The organism is Roseovarius sp. EC-HK134 (assembly GCF_902498815.1).
Lineage (GTDB): Bacteria > Pseudomonadota > Alphaproteobacteria > Rhodobacterales > Rhodobacteraceae > Roseovarius > Roseovarius mucosus_A.
The window spans coordinates 287,918-306,662 of sequence record NZ_LR701544.1 but is presented as its reverse complement, the minus strand read 5'-3'; the positions used below and the strand labels follow the sequence as shown (position 1 = coordinate 306,662).

Below are 18,745 nucleotides of genomic sequence, written 5' to 3'. Positions count from 1 at the left end.
GATCAGTCGAGAGCCACGATCAGCAGCACCGCGATCGCGGCCGCACCGATTGCAAGCCAGGCCTTGGGCAGACGGATTTCCACCTCGCCTGACAACCATTTGCGGCTCTCCCGCAGGTCCATCTTCTTCACGTCATTGCCGTCGTTCATTTGTTTGCTCCTCTGCATGTGGATCGCACATCGATCCAATGAGAGCGTAATGAAGCTTGATTCTGACCGCTGACTGACGGCTTGTCAGAATATTGGGGCTTCAAACGTCAAAACGATTTCCAGGCCAGCGCCTTTGGGCTTTTGCACCGCGACTGTGCCACCCTGAGCGCGCTGCAACCGGTCCACGATGGCCAGCCCTAGCCCCGTTCCGCCCGCAACCGCGCCGCGCGCGCGCCAGAAGGGTTGGAATATCCGCTCCCCTGCGTCAGCCGGAAGCCCAGGCCCGTGATCGCGCACCGAAAGGCGCGGGCCTGGGCCAAGGGTAACCTCGACCTCGCCCGGTCCGCCATGCAGTACGGCGTTCTCAACCAGATTTGTTAGCGCCAGCTGCACCGCTTCGTCATTTGCCCTCGCCAGAACCGGCGTATCCGGCAGCGAAAGAGACAGGTCCACCCCCTTGCTATAGGCGAAGGGCGCAAGGGCCGACAGCACCGCCTCTGCCGGTCTGCGCAGATCAAGCGCGCCCTCGGTCGGCGCACTCAGTGCTTCGGTTCTGGATGCCGCCAAAACCTGCTGAACGGTCCGCGCGAGGGCCGCCAGATCAGAGCGCAGCTTGTCGGTTGTTTCGCCCGGCGGCAGCGCGTCCAGCCGGGCGGTCAACACAGCCACTGGCGTGCGCAAAGCATGGGCGGCCTCAGCCGCGTGCCGGGTCTCTGCCGCAAGCGCTGATGCCAGCCGGTCGAGTGCGCGTTGCGTGCCATCAATCAGGTCTGCCACCTCTGAGGGAACGGGACCCGACGGGGGGGATGTCACGGCTCCGGGACTTAGCGTTCGTGCCCAAGCGGCAGCACGGCCTACCGGTGCCAGTTCGCGCCGGATCACGAATGCGCTGGCGCCGATCAGCAACAGCGCCATGGGCAGGATCGGCCCCCAAACATGCTGGCGCAGCTCGCTTAAGAAAGCATGGCGCAACAGGTTCTCTGGGTCGGACGTCATGACGAAGACCATCCGCAAACCATCGGTCCGGTCACGGAATTCGTGCCCTGCATAGAGCAATCGGCCCGTAGGCAAATCGACCGCTGTCACCCAGTCGTCGGCATAAAGATCGAGAGCGGATGACGGAATGAGGGCGCGGTTCATGGCGTCAACGACCGTTCCGGTGCGATCCACCAACGCGAATGCATAGGCTGTTGGATGTTTCGCGAACATTGCCCGTGCCGGGGCATCGGCGGGCAAGCCGCTATCCTCCAAACGTGCCCCTAAACGTTCAGTCACGTCCGCGACGACTTCGGCCTCTAACTCGGCGCGGTCGGAGCCATAGTAGGCCCCGACCACGATCATGTTCAGGACAACGATGATGACCGTGATCAGTACCAGACGCCGTATCAGCACCTGTGCCAGCGGACGGTTCGGCCGTGTCATCCACTGCCCTCGCGCGGCAGCATCCAGCCGACACCTCGCACGTTCACAATTGGCACCGGGCAGCCCGCCGTTTCAAGCGCGCGGCGCAGGCGCGACACGGCTGCTTCCAGTGCGTTGGGTGTGACCTCGTCGTCGATCGTGTAGATTGCCTCTTCCAGAACCTTCCGCGACGCGACGCGGCCCGCATTGCGCATCAAATGTTCCAGTACCCCCAGCTCGCGACGCCCGAGTATGATCGGTGCATCATTCACGCTGACGCTGCGTGCCGCAGTATCCAGCGCAAGCGCGCCCAATCGAAGAGTGGTGTCTGACCTATCGCCCGGGCGGCGCAATACTGCGCGGGCGCGCGCGACAAGCTCGGGCATCTCCACCGGCTTCACCACATAATCATCTGCGCCGCCATCCAGCCCTGCCAGCCGGTCGGTCAACTGATCGCGCGCGGTCAACACAATGACCGGCACCCGCCCCCCTTGCCGCAGGGTCGGCAGCAGGCGCAGCCCGTCGCCATCAGGCAGACCCAGATCCAGCAGCACCAAGCCATAATCCGAGAGATCCGACAATTCGCGTGCATCCGCAGCTGTCGCGGCATGATCCACGGCAAAACCTGACCGTCGCAGCGCATCACAAACGGCCTCGGCCAAAGGGGGGTGGTCTTCGACAAGCAGGACGCGCATCCGGGGACAGCTTTCAGAGTAGAGCCAAGGCGAACGGGGTGTGATTGGAAAATAGAGCACTTCCAACAAAGTGATAGCGAAATATGACTGCCGTGGTTAGGCGGCGAGGCTGACGGCAGTCTGACAAACTATCCGTCAGCGCCGATTGTTTAAGCAAGATCGCGGGGCAACGCCCGACGGGATCAATCAGTGGCCTTTTCCCTTAAAGGCGGCGTCTGGCACGGACGAATGACCACCCTGCCAATTGGGCGTTATGGCCAAGCTCGCCTTCCTTAGACCTTGTCCGGTGAGGATCGAACCCGTTGAGCTTTGATGGTGGGCGGATCGGATCATGGCATGCCTGCCCCCTTTCCCGGACAGCACGCGGTGCCATCTGTCCACATTCTCTGTAGCGGGACGGCCAAGTTCATGGCCACCGCGACCCTGTCGCGGCGGCGTCCTTTGGGCGCATCAACAGTGCTATTCGCAGCCGCGCAAACTGTTGCTCGGACATCCCGGCTTAGGCTTTAGCCAGACCAGAGGGCTGTACCGGGATGGAATTGTGACCAGGCAAACCAAAAGGCCTGATGACTGCCTTGATCGGCTCCGCGCAAATCGACCGCGCGAATGCCGCCCGCCGTAAGCACGAGGCGGACATTCTCGAACTCGATCTTTTCGCCCCGTTTCAGCGCGATCATGGCCGCGCTGCGCTGGAACGCCACCGGCTTTCCAGAGGCCGCGATGACCCCGATGATATCCTCATGAACCGGAAGGCGCGGGTCGACATCACCCACGGGAAAGATCGGGCCGTTTGCATCACGCCCGTTTCGGAAATCGAAATCCCGGCCCAGCGCCAGCTCCTCGACCAGCACGGTTGTTTCGGGATGCGCGGCGCGCCATGTCCCCCAGTCGGTGGTGATCACGCTGGCCTGTTGCAATTTCAGGCCGCGTTTCGCCAAGGGTCCGGTCACGGCATGGCCGAGGAAGGTATCGAAGATCGAAAATGTCCGGACATCGTACATCACCTTGTTCGACCGGATCAGCAGCCCTGAGGTGCGCAGGATTGGCCGTTCGATCCCGGCGGGCAGCCCATCGGTAAAATAGGCCTGTGCGGCACCGCATAAGGTGCAATAGGGAATACCGAGATTGCGACCGCCCAGCGTATCGTTGACCATCTCGCGCACTTCCATGATGCGCCGGGGATAGGCCCGGGCTTCGCCATTCACCTCGATCCCGAATACGATGTCATCATCGTCGAGCCATGTCGCGGCCTTGGCGCTGCTGACTTTGGGGTTATCGGCAGCGGGAATGCAGTTGCACGGCTCGTCCGTCTGCCCAAAGCCCCGGTCGTCGATCAACACGCCGCCCCACGACACCATCCGCCAGTCGATATCACCCTCGACAAAGATCCGCTCCCAGCCGGGCACGGCAGAGGTGAAGATCGTGCGCTTGATCTCCAGATAGCCCGGTGGCGCCGGGATATCCCAAGCGATCAGAGTGTTTGTGATGACTTCCCAGTGGTTCTCGGCCGGCGGATCGACCTTTAGCAAGTCGGCTGCGGCGTCTGCGAGAGTGATGTTCAAACTGCCATTGGTGACGAAGCGCATCATGTCGCTGATCAGCCACGCAAGGCGGGGGTCCTCCGATCGCACGATCTCGATCAGAGCGTCGGATTGCGCCTCTTTCCACGACGATTGTGTGAAGCTATCGACAAAGGCTATCTGCATCGCGGCCCGCAATGCCTTTGAGGGCGGGCCAAGCGGAACCTTGGGCGGGGTGCCGAATTCCTTGATCACGTAGTCCGGAAGCGCGCCAGTGGTCTGGGCTGGGGCGTCGTTGGACCATAACAACGACAGCGCCAACAAGGGGGCAAATAACCAGACAAATGATGGATTGCGCAATTTCGATATCATACTGGGCCCTTCCGGTTACCGGCTTCACACAGATCGCTGCTGCAGCAGGACGCCTCATATCTGCCGTCCGACATGCCCGATGCGCAGTTCAGAATTGTCGGGCAATATGCTGTGCGTGCCACAAGTGTTGTCGCACTGTCGCGTGGAATTGGCATCTGCACCAATCAAGATTGAATCAAATTTGGGTGATCACGTGGGACAGCGCCGATTCATGATGCGGCCGTGGCGCACCCAAGGCGGAACCACTTGGAAAACGCCCAGAGCCTATGCAGAGCACGCGAACCGCCTCTCTTAGCCCCACGCCGCTTGATCTCCTGCTCCGCGCCGAGGGCATGCCCCTGGTCGACAGCGGCACAGGCGGGCTTCTGCTTGCAATGGCCAAGAGGGGCGACCGAGGTGTTGCACAGTTCAAGCGCCTCTCGCGTACCAAGCGAGGGTAGTTCGGTGATCGCCCAACCGGCGCAGCACACGGTTATTTTGCCGCCGCTGGACGGGTATCAGGCGCTGTCGGCGCTTTTCTCGGGCGTGCTGCCCCCAGCCAAAGAATGCGTCAAAGTTGTAGACATGGCAATTCACTTTACCTAGGGTTACCTGAAGGATAGATTTCCAAGGCCTCTTTTCACACCCGCCTTTTCACCAGAATTATGAGACAAGGCATAGATATGACAGACTCCAGCCCGTTTCAGGGTGTTTCCGAATTACGCTCCTGGGTTGCCTCTGGCGGTGTTGTCCGCGCCGGGCTTCCTGCCAATTTTATGTCCGAGCTGCTGGCTTCGCTGTCAATTTTCGCCGTCCTCGCCAACAATCTATCGGAAAGTCTTGTCAGGATCGACGCGAGATGGCGCGATATGGGCGGGGACAACATGCTGAAGGCCTCACTCGGCCAGCTTCTCGTGCTTCTCGGCGACACGGTCGCGGAATCGCGGCATGCCACGCAACAGGCGATGAGCGTCAAGGTTGCCGGAAACAAGGCCTTCGGAAGGATTGAGCGCGAAATCGCGACACATGGCAAGCAGATCAGAGAGATGACGGCTGCGATCCAAACCTCCGAAGAGCGGATGGAGGCTGCTGCGAAGGCCGCGAAGGAGGCGAGCGACAAACTGAACGCGGGCGATTACATCCTGCACGGTCTGGAAGCGATCTTTACCTTTGGCCAGGTCGACAAAAACCGCGACAATCTCAACAAGCTCAACACTTCGATTGCAATCCACAAGGGCGAGGCCGCGTCGCAACGCCAGCATCGAGAACTCCTTGGGGTGTACAAGGCCGAGCTTGTCGCGCTGCGCAATGGGGTCGAGCGGGTGCTGACCGTCGACCAGACAACGACACAGTTCCAGAATGACTTGGTGGCCTTGGGCCCCCTGCTTCTTCCGGCCTACCAGCAAATCGAGAAATCCGAGGCTACGTCAAACCTGAAGGTCGCGAACATCCACCTCGAGCGGGCACGTCCAAAGATGGACGCGATGTCGAGATGGATACAGACCCTCGCCATCACTTAGGTAGCCCAGCCTGAACTGAAAGGAACCAGCATGACCGATGACAGCATTGAAACAATCGACTTCACCAAGCCGTTCGAGCCCTTGATGTCACTCATTGGGCGCGAGGGATCAAACCGGTCAGAGCTTTGGCAAGCTTGGCACTTTCTTCAGGTCTACGCGAACTGGGGTATCCGCCTGCCGACGTCAGAGACGGACTTCAAGGCGATCATGGGTGCCGATGCTCTGAAGTTCGATTTTCTGCCCCCAATGCAAGACGGCAATTCGCTGATCTCGAAAGCCTGCGAAGCGTTCCTCAAGAACGTCTTCTCTGAGGTCATTCAGGTGGGCATGGACCTAAAGGTCTATGCCGAGACAACAGCCGGGGGCGAGGACGGGATGCTGCAAATCATCCTCGACTCGGTCGAGGACGGCGATACAGAAACAGCACTGGAGCTGCTGACAGATCTTCAAAAGGACGCCAATTCCGCCAGCACGAGGGCGGGCAATGTCAAAGTTGCGCTCGACGCGTTCCGGACGGAGCTTGGCAAGGCATTGGGAAAGCTCGACACCGCGCGCACAAGCCTCGACAGCGACAGCAGCACGAACGAGGAGACGCTCGGTATCCTCGCGGCGGATGCGAACACCGAGGGCTCAATTGCCTACAAACACAAGATGCTGGAAGAGGCGCGGCGGCTGCATACAGAGGCGACAATAGCTGCAGCGACCTCGCCCACTTACATCTGGGTGCTGCCACCCCTTGGCCTGATCGCAACAGGCGTCGTGATGGGCATCTACACGGACAAGGCGATCCAGCGGATGAAGGATATCGAAGAACTGGAGGATTCGATCCAGAAGGAGGGCGCGCATCTGAAACAGGCTCTCGCGGCGCGCAGCGTCTTTAGCCAAGGCTCAAACGGCCTGACGAACGTCATCAGCTATACCGAGGCGGCCTCGGCTAAATGCGGCGTGGTTCAAGAGACATGGAAGGGGATCGCGTCGCATATCTCCGAGATGGCGAAATACCTGGAGAACACCACGAGACAATCACCCGATGGCGAGAACGAGGTGAAATCGAAGCGCTTGCTGGGTGTGGCCCTGCGCAAGGTCGAGAAAAACTGGCAGACGATGCTGCCCGACCTGAGCGAGTTGATGACTGACAACTACGTCAGCATCGCACCTGGAACAGCAACCGTTGCCGAGGTTTTCAAAAAGCTCGGCGGCTGAAGCGTGGGGCCCCTCGCGGGCCCGCACACCCCTTCCAGCACACAAGGCGGAGAAAGTCTTTCGATGAAACACAATTGGGCCGAGCTTTATTCCGCCAAGACCATCCAGCGTTGGCACCTGCCTGAATACCAGCACCTCAACCCAGACTATGGAGAGTTCCGCGCGCCGCTGTTGCGTTGGAGCGAGATCGACGCAAGCATTAAAGACGCCGACAAGCTGGCGATGCTGGTGATCTGCTGCGACGTTCTGGTCCTCGATAAGGCACCGACGTTGCGCTGCCCGACTTTCATCTTTGCGCGTGTGATCGAGATCGGGGCCAAGGCCGACCTGACCTTCGACCTGAGCGACGGCACCAAGCTGTCTTTAATCATCGCGGCGCAACGCATCGTCGATGCCGCCACGGGCGTGCCCGCCACACTGACGCTTGCGACCGTCAGTCTCGACGCTGGCGGCGATCTTGTCGAGGCCGAGACGCATATTGTCGCCGACGGCAGCACAACTGCCTATGTGATGGAACGCGGTGAAGAACGCGCGACAAAGGTTGCCGCCTCGGCGGCTGCGCTCGACTTTCTTGCGCCCGGCGAGCCGCTGGCAGTAATGCTGACGACGACGTTCCAGATCGCGTGTCTGCTCTCGACCGAAGAGCCGCGCCTTGCGGCGGACCAAGTCATGTGGGTTGCAGCCCTGACGGCGCGCCACCCAACCTCGCACATGCTGTCATCGGATTGTCACGCGCTTTACAAGACGTTGATTCAGTTAATGGACATCGGTGCTGGCGCGCTTCTTGTTCCGCACCTTGACCATGAGATCTACGCCGAAAAATCGAAGGCCTGCCTTGCTCTGCTGCACCAGCGCGTGCAGCGCTACGACGCTCTGGTCGAGAAGGCGAGGACCGACGAGCACTGGCGCGACCAGGTGGCGATCACGATCGCAGATAAGCAGAACGAGGCCGAGCTCGCCGCGAACCTACGCGCGCAGACCGAGGCAACCTGCGAGCAGATGCGCAAAGCGCGCCAGATCGCGGCGGCGAACCTTCTGGAATGCCAGACCGATCTGAGCGATCTGATGGTGGACTTCCAGCGCGGCATCAAGAACTGGCAGCGCGACGAGACGATCAAGGCGTCGATCGAGATATTCACCGGCGTGGTGGATTTGGTTCAACAAGTCGGGACGATTGTCGCCTCGGGCGGAACGCTCGCGGCCATCCCCGTCATCGACAATATCAAGATGTTGGCAGGTATGTCGGTAGACCTGTCAACGCGCGCGGCGAAAAGTGACAAGTTCGAGGACGTCATCGATATCAGTTGGCTGTTCGAAGACAACGACGATGGCGATCCCCCGGAATATACGGCCGAGAACGCCAAGGAAGACGTCATTTCGTATTTCGAGACACGCAAAGCGGATCGGGAAGCGGCGCAGAAGGAGAAATCGCGCCAGGACAAGATCAAGAAAGGGGCTGCCGATCTCAAGAAGGCCGGGATTTCGGCTGGCAAGGATGTAAAGGGCATCTACGACGGCATCATGCGCATCGTCGACATAGCGGAGAAGGCGAAGAAGCTCGAGCAGCAAAGCGAGGACTTTCTCGTCAAGGCCGCAGCCCAAGTGAAGACGTCCTTCGGGGCGATAGCGCCCATCGGACTCGACGTTGTGACCGGGGGTGAAGACGGCTGGGCGCAGACCGAGCTGGGCCTTGAGGAGATGTTCGATAAGATCAGCGACATGATGGACAAGCTCGGCGGCGGACGCGCCTACCGGCTGGCGCTCAGGCGGCTGGTGCTGCATGGCCGTACGATGAGCCAGACGCGCCTCGCGCTCGCCAAGGCCAACAACGACCTCGCGGACGCGATCCTGCGCGAGCGGGCGGCGCAGGCCTCGCGGCGGATCTACGATGGCTACCTGCGCGATCTTTCGCAGTCGCAGGCACGCGATACGGCGTTGCGGCAACTTGCCTTCGGGCGCGTGCTCGACAGCAAGCGCAGCGTCTACTTGGCAATGGAAGCCTTCATGCGGGCGGCCAGCTACTTCACGCTGCGTCCGATCGACCGGTCTGTTCTGCCCCGGATCACCGACAGCGTCGACGCGTTCTCCGAAGCGGTGATGACCCATACGGGAACCTGGGTCACCAGCATTGCGCTTGGCCGGTCGCCAGGGCCGATGGATGTCTGGTTAGACGTCGATCTGACTTTAACGGCCGGTGCGACCGACGATCCGGACATGGTCGTCGCGCAAGGCGATGCCAGAGCCACGGACGAGACGCAGGCCGACGGCGATGACGGCCCCCCTGCGTTGGCGATCATGCGAAGCGCTGATGGCTCTGTCAGTGTAACGATCCCAACCGATCACCCACGGTTCAACCGGTGGTACAGGGTTCGGCTCGACGCTGTGCGGGTCTATGCAGACGGGGTGCACTCTGACGGCGATCTCTGGATCGACATCCAGACAGACGGCACCTACCTCGACAAGACGCCCTCCGGTGGCACGGCGCGATTTGTGACCCAGCCCTTTATGCGCGCCTTCGTTTACAACCCGCTGGATGTGGCGGTGATGCCCACTGGCGACAGCGCAACAACCGGGCGCTTTGCCGAGGATTTCTTCAAGCCGACACCCTTTGCGACCTGGCGTTTCACGATTTCCCGGCAGGACGGTCGAAAACTCGATCTGCGCGCTTTGACGAAGCTGCGCTTGAACCTGAAGGGAAGCGTCATGTCATGAGCCGCGCCGTTCCGCGCCCTACCCTGCCGCTGCGTCGATGAAGTGTCGTGCCAATGCAATTGTCGCCATGTCCCACCCCTAAAATAAAACCACTACTTTGATGTTTGCCCGTATGCCGTTCCCCACAGTTGCCCATCCTCGTTCCAGCTTGCGGAGAAGGTTTCTGCGTGCACGACCTTAGAGCACAGAAGTTTGCCTGCCTTAACGCTGGTTGTGGTACTTTCAACCTGTCTGCCTTCACGTACCGCCCGCCCCGAGCTGGTATAGAGTTTCATTCTTCGCAACCCTTGCACCTCAAACCAACGTTTTGCAGCTATGGGGTGTCCGAGGCTCGAGAAAATTCGGAAAAGGCAGACCTTGATGACGGCTTCGGATCGCATCTTGCGCCAGTCGATCTGCGTCAGGTCTGGAGCGTCGTTGCGTTTCTCGGCAGGCACCAGACAATCCCGAACATGACCAAACCGCGCTGCTGCCAAACGGTCAGCATGTTTGATCGGTGGTTTGCCGTAAACCTTGTAAGGATCAGATTTCTCTGTGGCCAGATGGTCGTCCTTGATCGTGCAACTGCCCGTGGATCGACATTGCACCCTAGTGTCTTTTTCTAAAGCGCCCGCCATTGCGCCGCCTGGGATCAGGAGCAGGAATGCTGTAACGGGGAGAGCAAAGACACCAGTTTTCATCACTCATTCCCAAACAACGCTCAAAAAAGCTGACGTCCTCTGCCTAGACAATCAAGGGTTGCTACATACAGCGTGTAAAGCAAGGAAATACTGTCAGAGCCGAACAGTGACGGCATGCTGGAGGCTAAAGAGGCGCTGCGGGGCCTGATCGAGAAGATCGTGCTGCATCCAGACCCCACCACTGGGCGGATGTCTGTCCACCTGCAGGGCGCTCTCGCGGCGCTGCCGTCACTGCCTTTGGGACACAAACAGCAAAATGACCTAAGCGGCAAAGCTCACGCTATTGATATTGTTGACTAATTATTTTTGGTTGCGGGAGCTCGCTTTCAGAAATACTTGCTTTTGTATTCCACGCCTAAGGTAGATCATTTTCACTACGCCACTTCTTAACTGGGGACACGCAGAATGGCGGACTCCAGACTTTCGTTGCGGCCGCGAGTGTATATTTGCGCAAATCAAAGAACAGGCATTCATCCGCCGCTCAAGGAAGGTCGGCGGTGTGCGGGCAAACTGCCGCCGATTTTCTAACCCGGCAGAGCAAGCAGCCGCTCACATTCGCTCAATTGCAGCAATAAACATTCCGAAGGTCGGGATGTGACTGGCCAAGGGCTCCGTATACATTTCAAATACGGCGGATTCCCGAATGACAGCACCTCTTCAGATAGACGCAACAACCCTTCTGACGCCGGGCGATCCGGCACCCAGCTTTATTCAGCGCAGCGTCGCCAACCCGCGCTATTCCTTTGACAGCGCGGCGGGGCGCTATCTGGTTCTGTGCTTCTTTGGCAGCGCGGCGGATGGCCATGCGCAGGCGGCCCTCAAGGCTGCATATGAACGGGCTGACATCTTCAACGATGATCAAGCCTGCTTTTTTGGTGTCACCATCGACCCAGAGGACGAGGCGATTGGCCGGGTCAAGAACCGTCTGCCAGGCTATCGCCATTTCTGGGACATGGACCTGCTGATCTCGCGCCTCTACGGCGTGGCGGCTAAGGATGCGTCTCCGGGCAGCGGTCCGGCCGCAATGGCTCGGCAATGGGTGGTCATCGATCCAACAATGCGCGTCTTGGCGGCGATTCCGTTCCGGCCGGATCGGGGCGATCTTGGCGAGGTCATGGCGCTTTTGGACAGCCTGCCGCCACCAGACCGGTATGCCGGGATCGATGTCATGGCGCCGATCCTGTTCCTGCCGCGCGTGTTCGAGCCAGAGCTCTGTCGTCACCTGATCGGGCTGTATGAAGCGCAAGGTGGGGAAGAGAGCGGCTTCATGCGCGAGATCGGGGGCAAGACGATGGGAATTACCGATCCGGGCTTCAAACGTCGCAAGGATTACAACATCGAAGATCGCGATCTGATCTCGGCGTTGCAGGCGCGGTTCCTGCGGCGGGTCGTGCCCGAAATTGCCAAGGTCCACCAGTTCAAGGTGACGCGGATGGAGCGCTACATCGTCTCCTGTTACGCGGCTGAGGATGGTGGGCATTTTTCGGCACACCGCGACAACACGACAAAGGGCACGGCGCATCGGCGCTTTGCCGTATCGGTCAATCTCAACGACGATTTCGAAGGTGGAGAGGTGAACTTTCCGGAATACGGGCCGCGCAGTTTCAAGGCACCGCCGGGCGGGGCGGTGGTGTTCTCTTGCTCGCTTCTACACAAGGTCAGCAAAGTCACGAAGGGCCGGCGCTTTGCCTTTCTTCCATTTCTATATGACGATGCAGCGGCACGCCTACGCCAAGAGAATGCGCGCTATATTGGCGAGACTGGCTCGAATTACCGTGCGGGCGGCCAGACTTCGGCAGAACAAAGCGCATGACCCCTGCCCGAAAGGAGACGTGAATCGCCATGGCCCATCACGACCTCGACATTGTCGGACAACTCGAGCCCCTTCGACGCTATGCAAGAGTTCTCACGCGTGACGCAGAGGCGGCCGACGACCTTGTTCAAGCAACCTTTCTGCGGGCGCAGGAGCGGCGTGGGACCTTTCGCGACGGTGCGGATGTGCGGGTCTGGCTGATGGCGATATTGCACAATCTTTTCATCGATGGCCGTCGCAGTGCGCAGGCTTCCGAAGCGCGCGAACAGGCCTGGGCGGAAAGTCGGCCAACCTTCGTTGAGGCGTCCGGCGAGATAGCGGCGCGGCTGGCGCAGCTGCGCACCGCCTTTCTGTCGCTCAACGCCGAGCAGCGCGAAGCCCTGCACCTTGTGGCGGTGGAGGGGCTCGGTCCGGCCGAGGCGGCGCAGGTTCTGGGCGTGCCGGTGGGCACAGTGATGTCGCGCGTGGGCCGGGCGCGTGCGGCACTCCGGGCATTTGAAGACGGGCGGGGAGAGGTGGCGACCGTGAAACCACTCAGGATCGTGGGAGGATGCGATGAGCGACAAGACTGAGACCGATCCGGAGCTTGAGGCTGATCTTCTCGCGCTTCTCGAGGGGCGCCTTGACCCCGACCGAACTCTTGCGATTGCGGATCACCTCGCAGAACGGCCAGAGCGGGTGGCGGACCTCCTTGTCGATGCGCGAAACACTGCCGCGCTGCGGATGGCCCTTTCCGGATCAGACGATACCGCGCCGCCCGGTCTTGTGGCAGAGGCGCGCCGCTTGCAGGACCGTCTGCGCGGACAGCGTCTGCTGCGCCGCGCCGCCCCTTTCGTAGCCGCTGTTGTTCTGTTCACGGCGGGCTGGACTGGCCATGTCGCGTGGCAAGCAGCCGGACCCAAAGGCGCGCCCCCGCTTGTCGAAGCAGCGCTCGATGCGCAGGCGGCGTTAGAGCTTCGGCATTGGATGGTGTCCCAGCCCGAAAGCGCGGAACTGAACGCGCAGGAAGTCGTTGCCGCGCTCGGAGTGGACCTGCCGGTCTTGCCGAAGGACTGGATCGTGCGCGATGTGCAAATCGTTGCAACACCTGACCGACCTGCAATTGCCATTGTGGTGGACGCGCCAGAACTCGGGCGGCTCATGCTTTTGGCTGTCGCCCGCAACGCCGGAGACTCCAAGGATCCGCCGACCGCTTTCGAGTATCGGGGACGCACAATCGCCCTCTTCGAGCGTGGTCGATCCTCCTTCGTCCTCGTCGATGAGTCCGGGCATCCCGAGCAGTTGGCGCTCAGCGCAGAGAGGTTACTGTCGCCAAGCAACTGAGCCGACGCAGCTCAAGCGCAATGGGATGCCGATGCGGATTGAAACACCAGAGTTAACTCCGTCGTGATGCACTCGAGAAACGAAAAGAAGGATCACATGTCTTCACCGACACGGCCCAACGATGTCACACCGAAATCCGAGCGCCAGCAGACCTCAAAACCAGTGCGACTTGGCAAACCACTGCCAAGCATGCTGGTGCGTGGCAGACGCCGCAACTCGAACGCATCAATCTGGATTCTCGCGATCTGCATTGCGATTGCCCTGATTTTGCGCACCATCCCAGAGGCGGATTCACGGGAGGTTCCGCAGAGCTACTTGCCCGGGATGATCGAGTATCTGGAGGATGCGGACATCGTCGAGTATCGCGCCATTGGCGCTCCAGCGTTTGCGTTCTCTGGCGAGCGGCTCTGAGGGGTTTATGGTGTATCACCGGCCTGGCAGAGCGTTTGAAGAGCTCCCTGGTCCTCTTCAAAACTATGGTTTGGAGACAACAGGAGAACCAGCTCTATCCCATATTGTGTGAATTAGGTTGTTGATTTTCGTCTCGGATTGACCCATTTTTTTCATTTGGCGCTGCCCCTCTGAAACATGATAATCTCATGAAAAGTCAGCGGAATTCTTGATACAAGTAGGTCACCGCATTTCGGAAAACTGGGTCAATTCCGCGCAGAGTTCAACAGCCCAGATCCTGATCGAGAAATGGCGGCACCACTACAACACTGTCAGACCGCACAGTGCTCTGGGATACCGTCCACCGGCACCCGAAAGCATCGTCCCGATAGACCAGAGACCGACCATGCACTAACTGTCAAACCAGACCACTCAATGGGGGCAGACCACCGGGAAGCGACAGGGAGGTGTCAGGGGCACCGCCCGTCGCTGCAATGCCTCCGAACGACCCTATTGCCCAAGGCCAGTCCCGCGCGGACTATCAGGACCAGATGCTGGCGCTGGTGCGCGCGATGGCGCGGGATGCGGCGCGGGCGGATCATGCGGCCGAGTGCTGTTCAAAACGCCTTCAAGACGGGACAGCTTTGTAATCCAGTTCCGAGGATAGTGATCATGACCAATCGAACCCTTCGCGTTGCCATTTATGCCCGGTTTTCGTCCGACTTGCAGAACGCGGAGTCCATTGATGATCAGATCAGGCTTTGCCGGACCCGTGCCGCGCGCGAGGAGTGGGAGGTTGTCGGCACCTATGAAGATCACGCGACCTCAGGTGCCAGCATGCTGCGGCCCGGTATCCAGCGCCTGCAGCGTGATGCCTCTGACCGCCGCTTTGATCTCGTGCTGTCCGAAGCGCTGGACCGGCTGTCCCGCAATCAGGGCGATATCGCGCATCTTTACCAGATCCTGGCCTTCGCCGGTGTCGGGATCGAGACCGTCTCTGAAGGCCGCGTCAACGAGATGCACATCGGGCTGAAAGGCACGATGAATGCGCTGTTCTTGAAAGACCTCGCGGCCAAGACACGGCGCGGCCTCAGCGGGCGCATCCAGAAAGGCAAATCGGCCGGCGGTAAGGCGTATGGCTATGACGTTGTGCGCGAGCTTGGCGAAGATGGCGAGCTGAAGAGAGGCGATCTGGCGATCAATTCCGACCAGGCGGCCGTCGTGCGGCGGATCTTTCAGGCCTATGTCGATGGCATGTCACCAGGCAAGATCGCGGATATGCTCAATCAGGATGCGATACCGGGGCCGCGCGGGCCTGCCTGGGACAAATCCACAATCCACGGCAATCCCAAGCGCGGCACCGGCATTCTGAACAATGAGCTCTACATCGGCCGCCGTGTCTGGAACCGGCAGGAATTCGTCAAGGATCCTCAGACAGGCAAACGACAGGCGCGGCCAAATTCCGACGCCGCCGTGGAGTATTCCGATGTGCCGGACCTGCGCATCATTCCGCAAGGCCTTTGGGAGGCAGTGAAAGCCCGCCAGCAAAGCCGAAAGATCAAACACACGAAGGCCGAGGCTTGGGAGCGGCGCAAGCCACGGTTCCTGTTCAGCGGCCTGATCAAATGTGGCTGCTGCGGCGGGGGTTTCTCAACCGTCGCCAAGGACCGGTTCGGCTGTAGCAATTCCCGCAACAAGGGCACCTCTGTCTGCACGAACAGGACCACCATCGCGCGTCAGGATCTGGAGGACAGGATACTGACCAGCCTGTCAGGGCATCTGATGGATCCGGCCTTGGTCAAGGCCTTCGTCGAGGAATACATCGCCGAGCGCAACCGCCTGGCCGCGACGCAGACCGATGACCGCGCGGTCAAGCAAAAGGAGCTGGCCAAGGTGATCAAGGATCAGGATCTGCTGGTCAACGCCATTCTGGCGGGCACACCTGCCGACCGCATCAAGGACCGCATGGCGCAGCTGGAGGCACGACAAAAGCAGCTGGAGGCCGACCTCGCCGCCTCCCCCGCCAAGGACGCCTCGCTGCGCATCCACCCGAAGATGGCCGAGAGCTATCATGCGCGGATCAAGGCGCTCATCACTCAGCTGTCCCAGCCGGATGGCGAGGGCGACGCGCGCGAGGCGATCCGTGGAGTGATCAACAAGAGCGTGGTCACGCCTGTGCCCACGGGCGGCAAGCGCATGGAGCCGCAACTGGACCTTCACGGCGCACTTGCGGGCATCTTGGCGCTGAGCCTTGGTGGGGAGGGGAAGCTCGGACAGCAAAAAACCTCCCTTGAACAGGAGGTTATGCAAAGTATAGTATTTTTGGTTGCGGGAGTAGGATTTGAACCTACGACCTTCAGGTTATGAGCCTGACGAGCTACCGGGCTGCTCCATCCCGCGACGGTGTATAGTCCTGATTTGGTATTGGTTTTCGGACTATTTTGCGGCGCCCGTCAACCCCCTGCCGCCCTTCCTGATCGCCCTCTTTCTGGTGATCATGGGGGTCGAAGCCGCCTTTACCTTGGGCGCGCGCGGGCTTGTGGGCGGCCCGGATGCCGTGGGCTGGCGCGCGGCGGCGATTCAGGATTACGGCTTCAACGGCGAAATCCTTGGCTGGATGCTGGAACACAATGCCTATCCGGCGGAACATCTGCGCCGCTTGCTCAGCTATGCCTTCATCCATGGCAGCTTTACCCACGCGCTTTTCGCGGGCGTGCTGCTTCTGGCGATGGGTAAATTCGTCTCGGACGTGTTCCGTCACTGGGCGGTTCTGGTTCTCTTCGCGGTCAGCACAGTGGTGGGGGCCGTGATCTTTGGCCTTGTGGCACCGGGGCGGCCCTGGCTCATCGGGGCCTTTCCCGGCGTTTACGGCCTGATCGGCGGCTTTACCTATATCATGTGGCTCAGGCTGGGGCAGATGGGCACCAATCAGGTCCGGGCCTTCACCCTGATAGGCGTGCTGATGGGGCTGCAACTAGTGTTTGGCCTGTTGTTCGGCGGCAATGCCACCTGGATCGCCGATGTCAGTGGCTTTGCCAGCGGATTTCTGGCGTCCTTCGTGCTCAGCCCCGGCGGCTGGTCCCGCCTGCGGGCCAAGCTGCGTCACGACTGAGGGGACAACTGCCCGCGCGGAATCAAGGCGCGAAGCGCCGCCGCGTGGATCGCTGGGCCGGGGACTAGCGAAACAACAGGCGTGGCTGCCACTTTATGCCTGCCAAGTCCGTATAATCTCTCAGCGAACCGCGCCTTCTCAAAATCGCTAGGCCGCGGGACGGCCCAGCGATCCGCGCGGCGGTGCCTACGGCACCTTGATTCCGCGCGTGAAGACGACCCCCTTACCGCCTTAACCTGCCCCGGATTTCCTGTATCCGAAACGCCCCCAGCCCTTGCCCAAAAAGCGCATAGGCCAGCGTCCCCACCGCGATCAGCACCAACAGCGCCAGCCACCGCCAGCCCCCCATGCCGAAAAGCGGCCCAAGCACCACACCCGTACCCCAGAGCACCGCCCCCATCAGCACCGAGGCCAGACAGATTCGCCACAACCGACGCCGGAATTGCGCATCAAACCGCGCCACCTCGCCAAACTGCCGCGCCCCGGCGGCCAGTTGCACCACCATGATCCATGCCGCGATTGTCGTGGCAATCGCCGCCGCAATCCAGCCGATCAGCATCGCCAGCCCCACCGCCAAAACCCCATTCACCGCCATCGCCCAAACCGCATAGCGGAACGGGCTGCGCGTATCCTCGCGCGCGAAAAACAGCGGTTGCAGGATCTTTTGCAACACGAACGCCGGCAGGCCCAACCCGTAAATCGCCACCGCCAAGGCAGTCGCGGCACTGTCATCCGCGCCAAACGCCCCGCGCTCGAACAGCACCGACACCAGTTGAATGGGGATCACGATCAGCGCCACGGCACAGGGAATGGTCAGCGCCAGTGCGATCTCGCCCGCCCGCGACAGCGCCATGCGTGCGCCCACATCATCCTGCGCCTTCAGCCGCCGCGAGAGATCAGGAAGCAGCACGATGCCCACCGCAATCCCCACAACCCCCAAGGGCAATTGATAGAGCCGGTCGGCAGAATAAAGCCAGCTCACCGCCTTTTCGGTGTTCGAGGCCACCAATTGCCCGACCACAAGGTTGATCTGCACCACCCCGCCCGCCAAGGCAGCCGGAATGGCAATTCGCACCAGTTGCGCCATCTCTGGCGTCCAGCGGGGCCGCACCAAGGGCAGGCTCAGCCCCGCCCGTCGCGTCGCATGCCACACCAGCGCCAATTGCGCGACCCCAGCCACCGGAATGGTCCAGACCAGCGCCTGCGCCACCGCCCCGCCCGTGACGGCAGCAAAACTCATCGTGCCGATCAACAAGACATTCAGCAACACCGGCGCGGCGGCCGCCGCCGCGAAATGCCCCGCCGCATTGAGCATCCCCGAAAACAACGCCGCCAATGAGATGAAAAAGATATAGGGAAACACGATCCGCCCGAACTCGACCGTCAGGTCGAACCGTGCATCACCCACGAATCCCTCTGCCGTGGCCCAGACCAGCGCGGGCATGAACACCATGCACAGCCCCGTCAGCCCCAAAAGCACAAGGCTAAGCCCCGAACAGGCCAGCGCCGCAAAGCCCAAAGGGTTATCGCCTGCCTCCAACCGCTTGGAAAACATCGGCACAAAGGCCGCGTTGAACGCGCCTTCGGCAAAGAACCGGCGAAACATATTGGGCAGGCGAAACGCCGCGACAAAGGCATCCATCACAGCGCCGGGGCCGATATAGCTCGCGATCAGCACATCGCGGACGAACCCCAAAAGCCTGCTCAGCAGGGTCCAACCGCCAACGGTGAGAATGCCAGAAAGCAGGCGGACAGGTTTCATGCGGGGCCTTTCGCCGGGATCAGAGACGAGGATTAGACCATCACCACGCCGGGGGGAAGGGGGCGCAAACGGCGCAAACCGCCCGCATTTTCCGGCGCGCACGCATATTTCGCT

18 protein-coding genes, 1 tRNA gene and 1 pseudogene are annotated in these 18,745 nt (G+C 60.8%); 12 read left to right on the top strand and 8 right to left on the bottom strand.

All coding sequences use genetic code 11. The annotated features are described in order from the left end of the window. Positions 1-2: 2 nt before the first annotated feature. The 4 genes from GC127_RS22755 to GC127_RS05450 all read right to left on the bottom strand — a co-directional run bounded on the left by GC127_RS22755 (position 3) and on the right by GC127_RS05450 (position 4,137). Positions 3-149, bottom strand: coding sequence for a hypothetical protein (locus GC127_RS22755; protein WP_008283073.1), 147 nt, complete (start codon positions 147-149; stop codon positions 3-5). An 84-nt stretch (positions 150-233) separates the two neighbouring features. Further along, a complete protein-coding gene (locus GC127_RS05465) occupies positions 234-1,571 on the bottom strand; it encodes a HAMP domain-containing sensor histidine kinase (protein ID WP_151976892.1) in 1,338 nt (445 codons plus the stop codon). Next, positions 1,568-2,245, bottom strand: coding sequence for a response regulator transcription factor (locus GC127_RS05460; protein WP_151976890.1), 678 nt, complete (start codon positions 2,243-2,245; stop codon positions 1,568-1,570). Before GC127_RS05460 ends, GC127_RS05465 begins: the two co-directional genes overlap by 4 nt. A 506-nt stretch (positions 2,246-2,751) precedes the next feature. Next, on the bottom strand, positions 2,752-4,137 hold the full coding sequence (locus GC127_RS05450; RefSeq protein ID WP_151976888.1) for a DUF3179 domain-containing (seleno)protein: 1,386 nt from the start codon (positions 4,135-4,137) through the stop codon (positions 2,752-2,754). 444 nt (positions 4,138-4,581) lie between these two features. Here GC127_RS05450 and GC127_RS22750 point away from each other — a divergent pair, with 444 nt between their 5' ends. From GC127_RS22750 to GC127_RS05435, 4 genes are all read left to right on the top strand, one after another. Continuing rightward, positions 4,582-4,722, top strand: coding sequence for a hypothetical protein (locus GC127_RS22750; protein ID WP_199861197.1), 141 nt, complete (start codon positions 4,582-4,584; stop codon positions 4,720-4,722). Positions 4,723-4,799: 77 nt separating this feature from the next. Continuing rightward, positions 4,800-5,636 carry a hypothetical protein gene (locus GC127_RS05445; protein WP_151976886.1) on the top strand — a complete coding sequence of 279 codons (837 nt, stop codon included), beginning with the start codon at positions 4,800-4,802 and terminating at the stop codon, positions 5,634-5,636. A 30-nt stretch (positions 5,637-5,666) separates the two neighbouring features. After that, positions 5,667-6,839, top strand: a complete 1,173-nt coding sequence (locus tag GC127_RS05440) for a hypothetical protein (RefSeq protein WP_151976884.1) — start codon at positions 5,667-5,669, stop codon at positions 6,837-6,839. 63 nt (positions 6,840-6,902) lie between these two features. Beyond that, a complete protein-coding gene (locus tag GC127_RS05435; RefSeq protein WP_151976882.1) occupies positions 6,903-9,551 on the top strand; it encodes a hypothetical protein in 2,649 nt (882 codons plus the stop codon). A 92-nt stretch (positions 9,552-9,643) separates the two neighbouring features. On the opposite strand, the gene GC127_RS05430 is transcribed toward GC127_RS05435, so the two are convergent. Continuing rightward, positions 9,644-10,231 (bottom strand): hypothetical protein, encoded by a 588-nt coding sequence (locus GC127_RS05430; protein WP_151976880.1) that lies wholly within the window; start codon positions 10,229-10,231, stop codon positions 9,644-9,646. Positions 10,232-10,345: 114 nt separating this feature from the next. Between GC127_RS05430 and GC127_RS05425 the strand changes: the two genes are divergently transcribed. The 7 genes and pseudogenes from GC127_RS05425 to GC127_RS23350 form a co-directional block, all read left to right on the top strand. After that, the gene (locus GC127_RS05425) at positions 10,346-10,531 is read left to right on the top strand and encodes a hypothetical protein (protein WP_151976878.1); all 186 of its coding nucleotides are present in this window, start codon (positions 10,346-10,348) and stop codon (positions 10,529-10,531) included. A gap of 343 nt (positions 10,532-10,874) precedes the next feature. Then, a complete protein-coding gene (locus tag GC127_RS05420; RefSeq protein ID WP_151976876.1) occupies positions 10,875-12,044 on the top strand; it encodes a 2OG-Fe(II) oxygenase in 1,170 nt (389 codons plus the stop codon). 29 nt (positions 12,045-12,073) lie between these two features. Continuing rightward, positions 12,074-12,616, top strand: a complete 543-nt coding sequence (locus tag GC127_RS05415) for a sigma-70 family RNA polymerase sigma factor (protein ID WP_151976874.1) — start codon at positions 12,074-12,076, stop codon at positions 12,614-12,616. Beyond that, positions 12,600-13,367 carry a hypothetical protein gene (locus tag GC127_RS05410; RefSeq protein ID WP_151976872.1) on the top strand — a complete coding sequence of 256 codons (768 nt, stop codon included), beginning with the start codon at positions 12,600-12,602 and terminating at the stop codon, positions 13,365-13,367. The genes GC127_RS05415 and GC127_RS05410 overlap by 17 nt, the downstream gene beginning before the upstream one ends. A gap of 96 nt (positions 13,368-13,463) precedes the next feature. Continuing rightward, the gene (locus GC127_RS05405) at positions 13,464-13,778 is read left to right on the top strand and encodes a hypothetical protein (protein WP_151976870.1); all 315 of its coding nucleotides are present in this window, start codon (positions 13,464-13,466) and stop codon (positions 13,776-13,778) included. Positions 13,779-13,986: 208 nt separating this feature from the next. Beyond that, complete coding sequence (locus GC127_RS05400) at positions 13,987-14,172, top strand: integrase core domain-containing protein (protein WP_151976868.1); 186 nt, start codon at positions 13,987-13,989, stop codon at positions 14,170-14,172. Between the two features lie 20 nt (positions 14,173-14,192). Further along, positions 14,193-15,512, top strand: a pseudogene (locus tag GC127_RS23350) (recombinase family protein); the annotation flags it as partial. 15 nt (positions 15,513-15,527) lie between these two features. On the opposite strand, the gene GC127_RS23345 reads toward GC127_RS23350, so the two are convergent. Continuing rightward, complete coding sequence (locus tag GC127_RS23345; RefSeq protein WP_368074210.1) at positions 15,528-16,037, bottom strand: hypothetical protein; 510 nt, start codon at positions 16,035-16,037, stop codon at positions 15,528-15,530. 43 nt (positions 16,038-16,080) lie between these two features. Beyond that, positions 16,081-16,157: transfer RNA gene (locus GC127_RS05390), tRNA-Met, on the bottom strand. A 97-nt stretch (positions 16,158-16,254) separates the two neighbouring features. Here GC127_RS05390 and GC127_RS05385 point away from each other — a divergent pair. Then, positions 16,255-16,869 carry a rhomboid family intramembrane serine protease gene (locus tag GC127_RS05385; RefSeq protein WP_151976866.1) on the top strand — a complete coding sequence of 205 codons (615 nt, stop codon included), beginning with the start codon at positions 16,255-16,257 and terminating at the stop codon, positions 16,867-16,869. Between the two features lie 223 nt (positions 16,870-17,092). Here GC127_RS05385 and murJ read toward each other — a convergent pair whose 3' ends face one another. Then, entirely contained in the window at positions 17,093-18,631 is a 1,539-nt protein-coding gene (gene murJ / locus GC127_RS05380; RefSeq protein WP_151976864.1) for a murein biosynthesis integral membrane protein MurJ, read from the bottom strand. Positions 18,632-18,745: the final 114 nt, after the last annotated feature.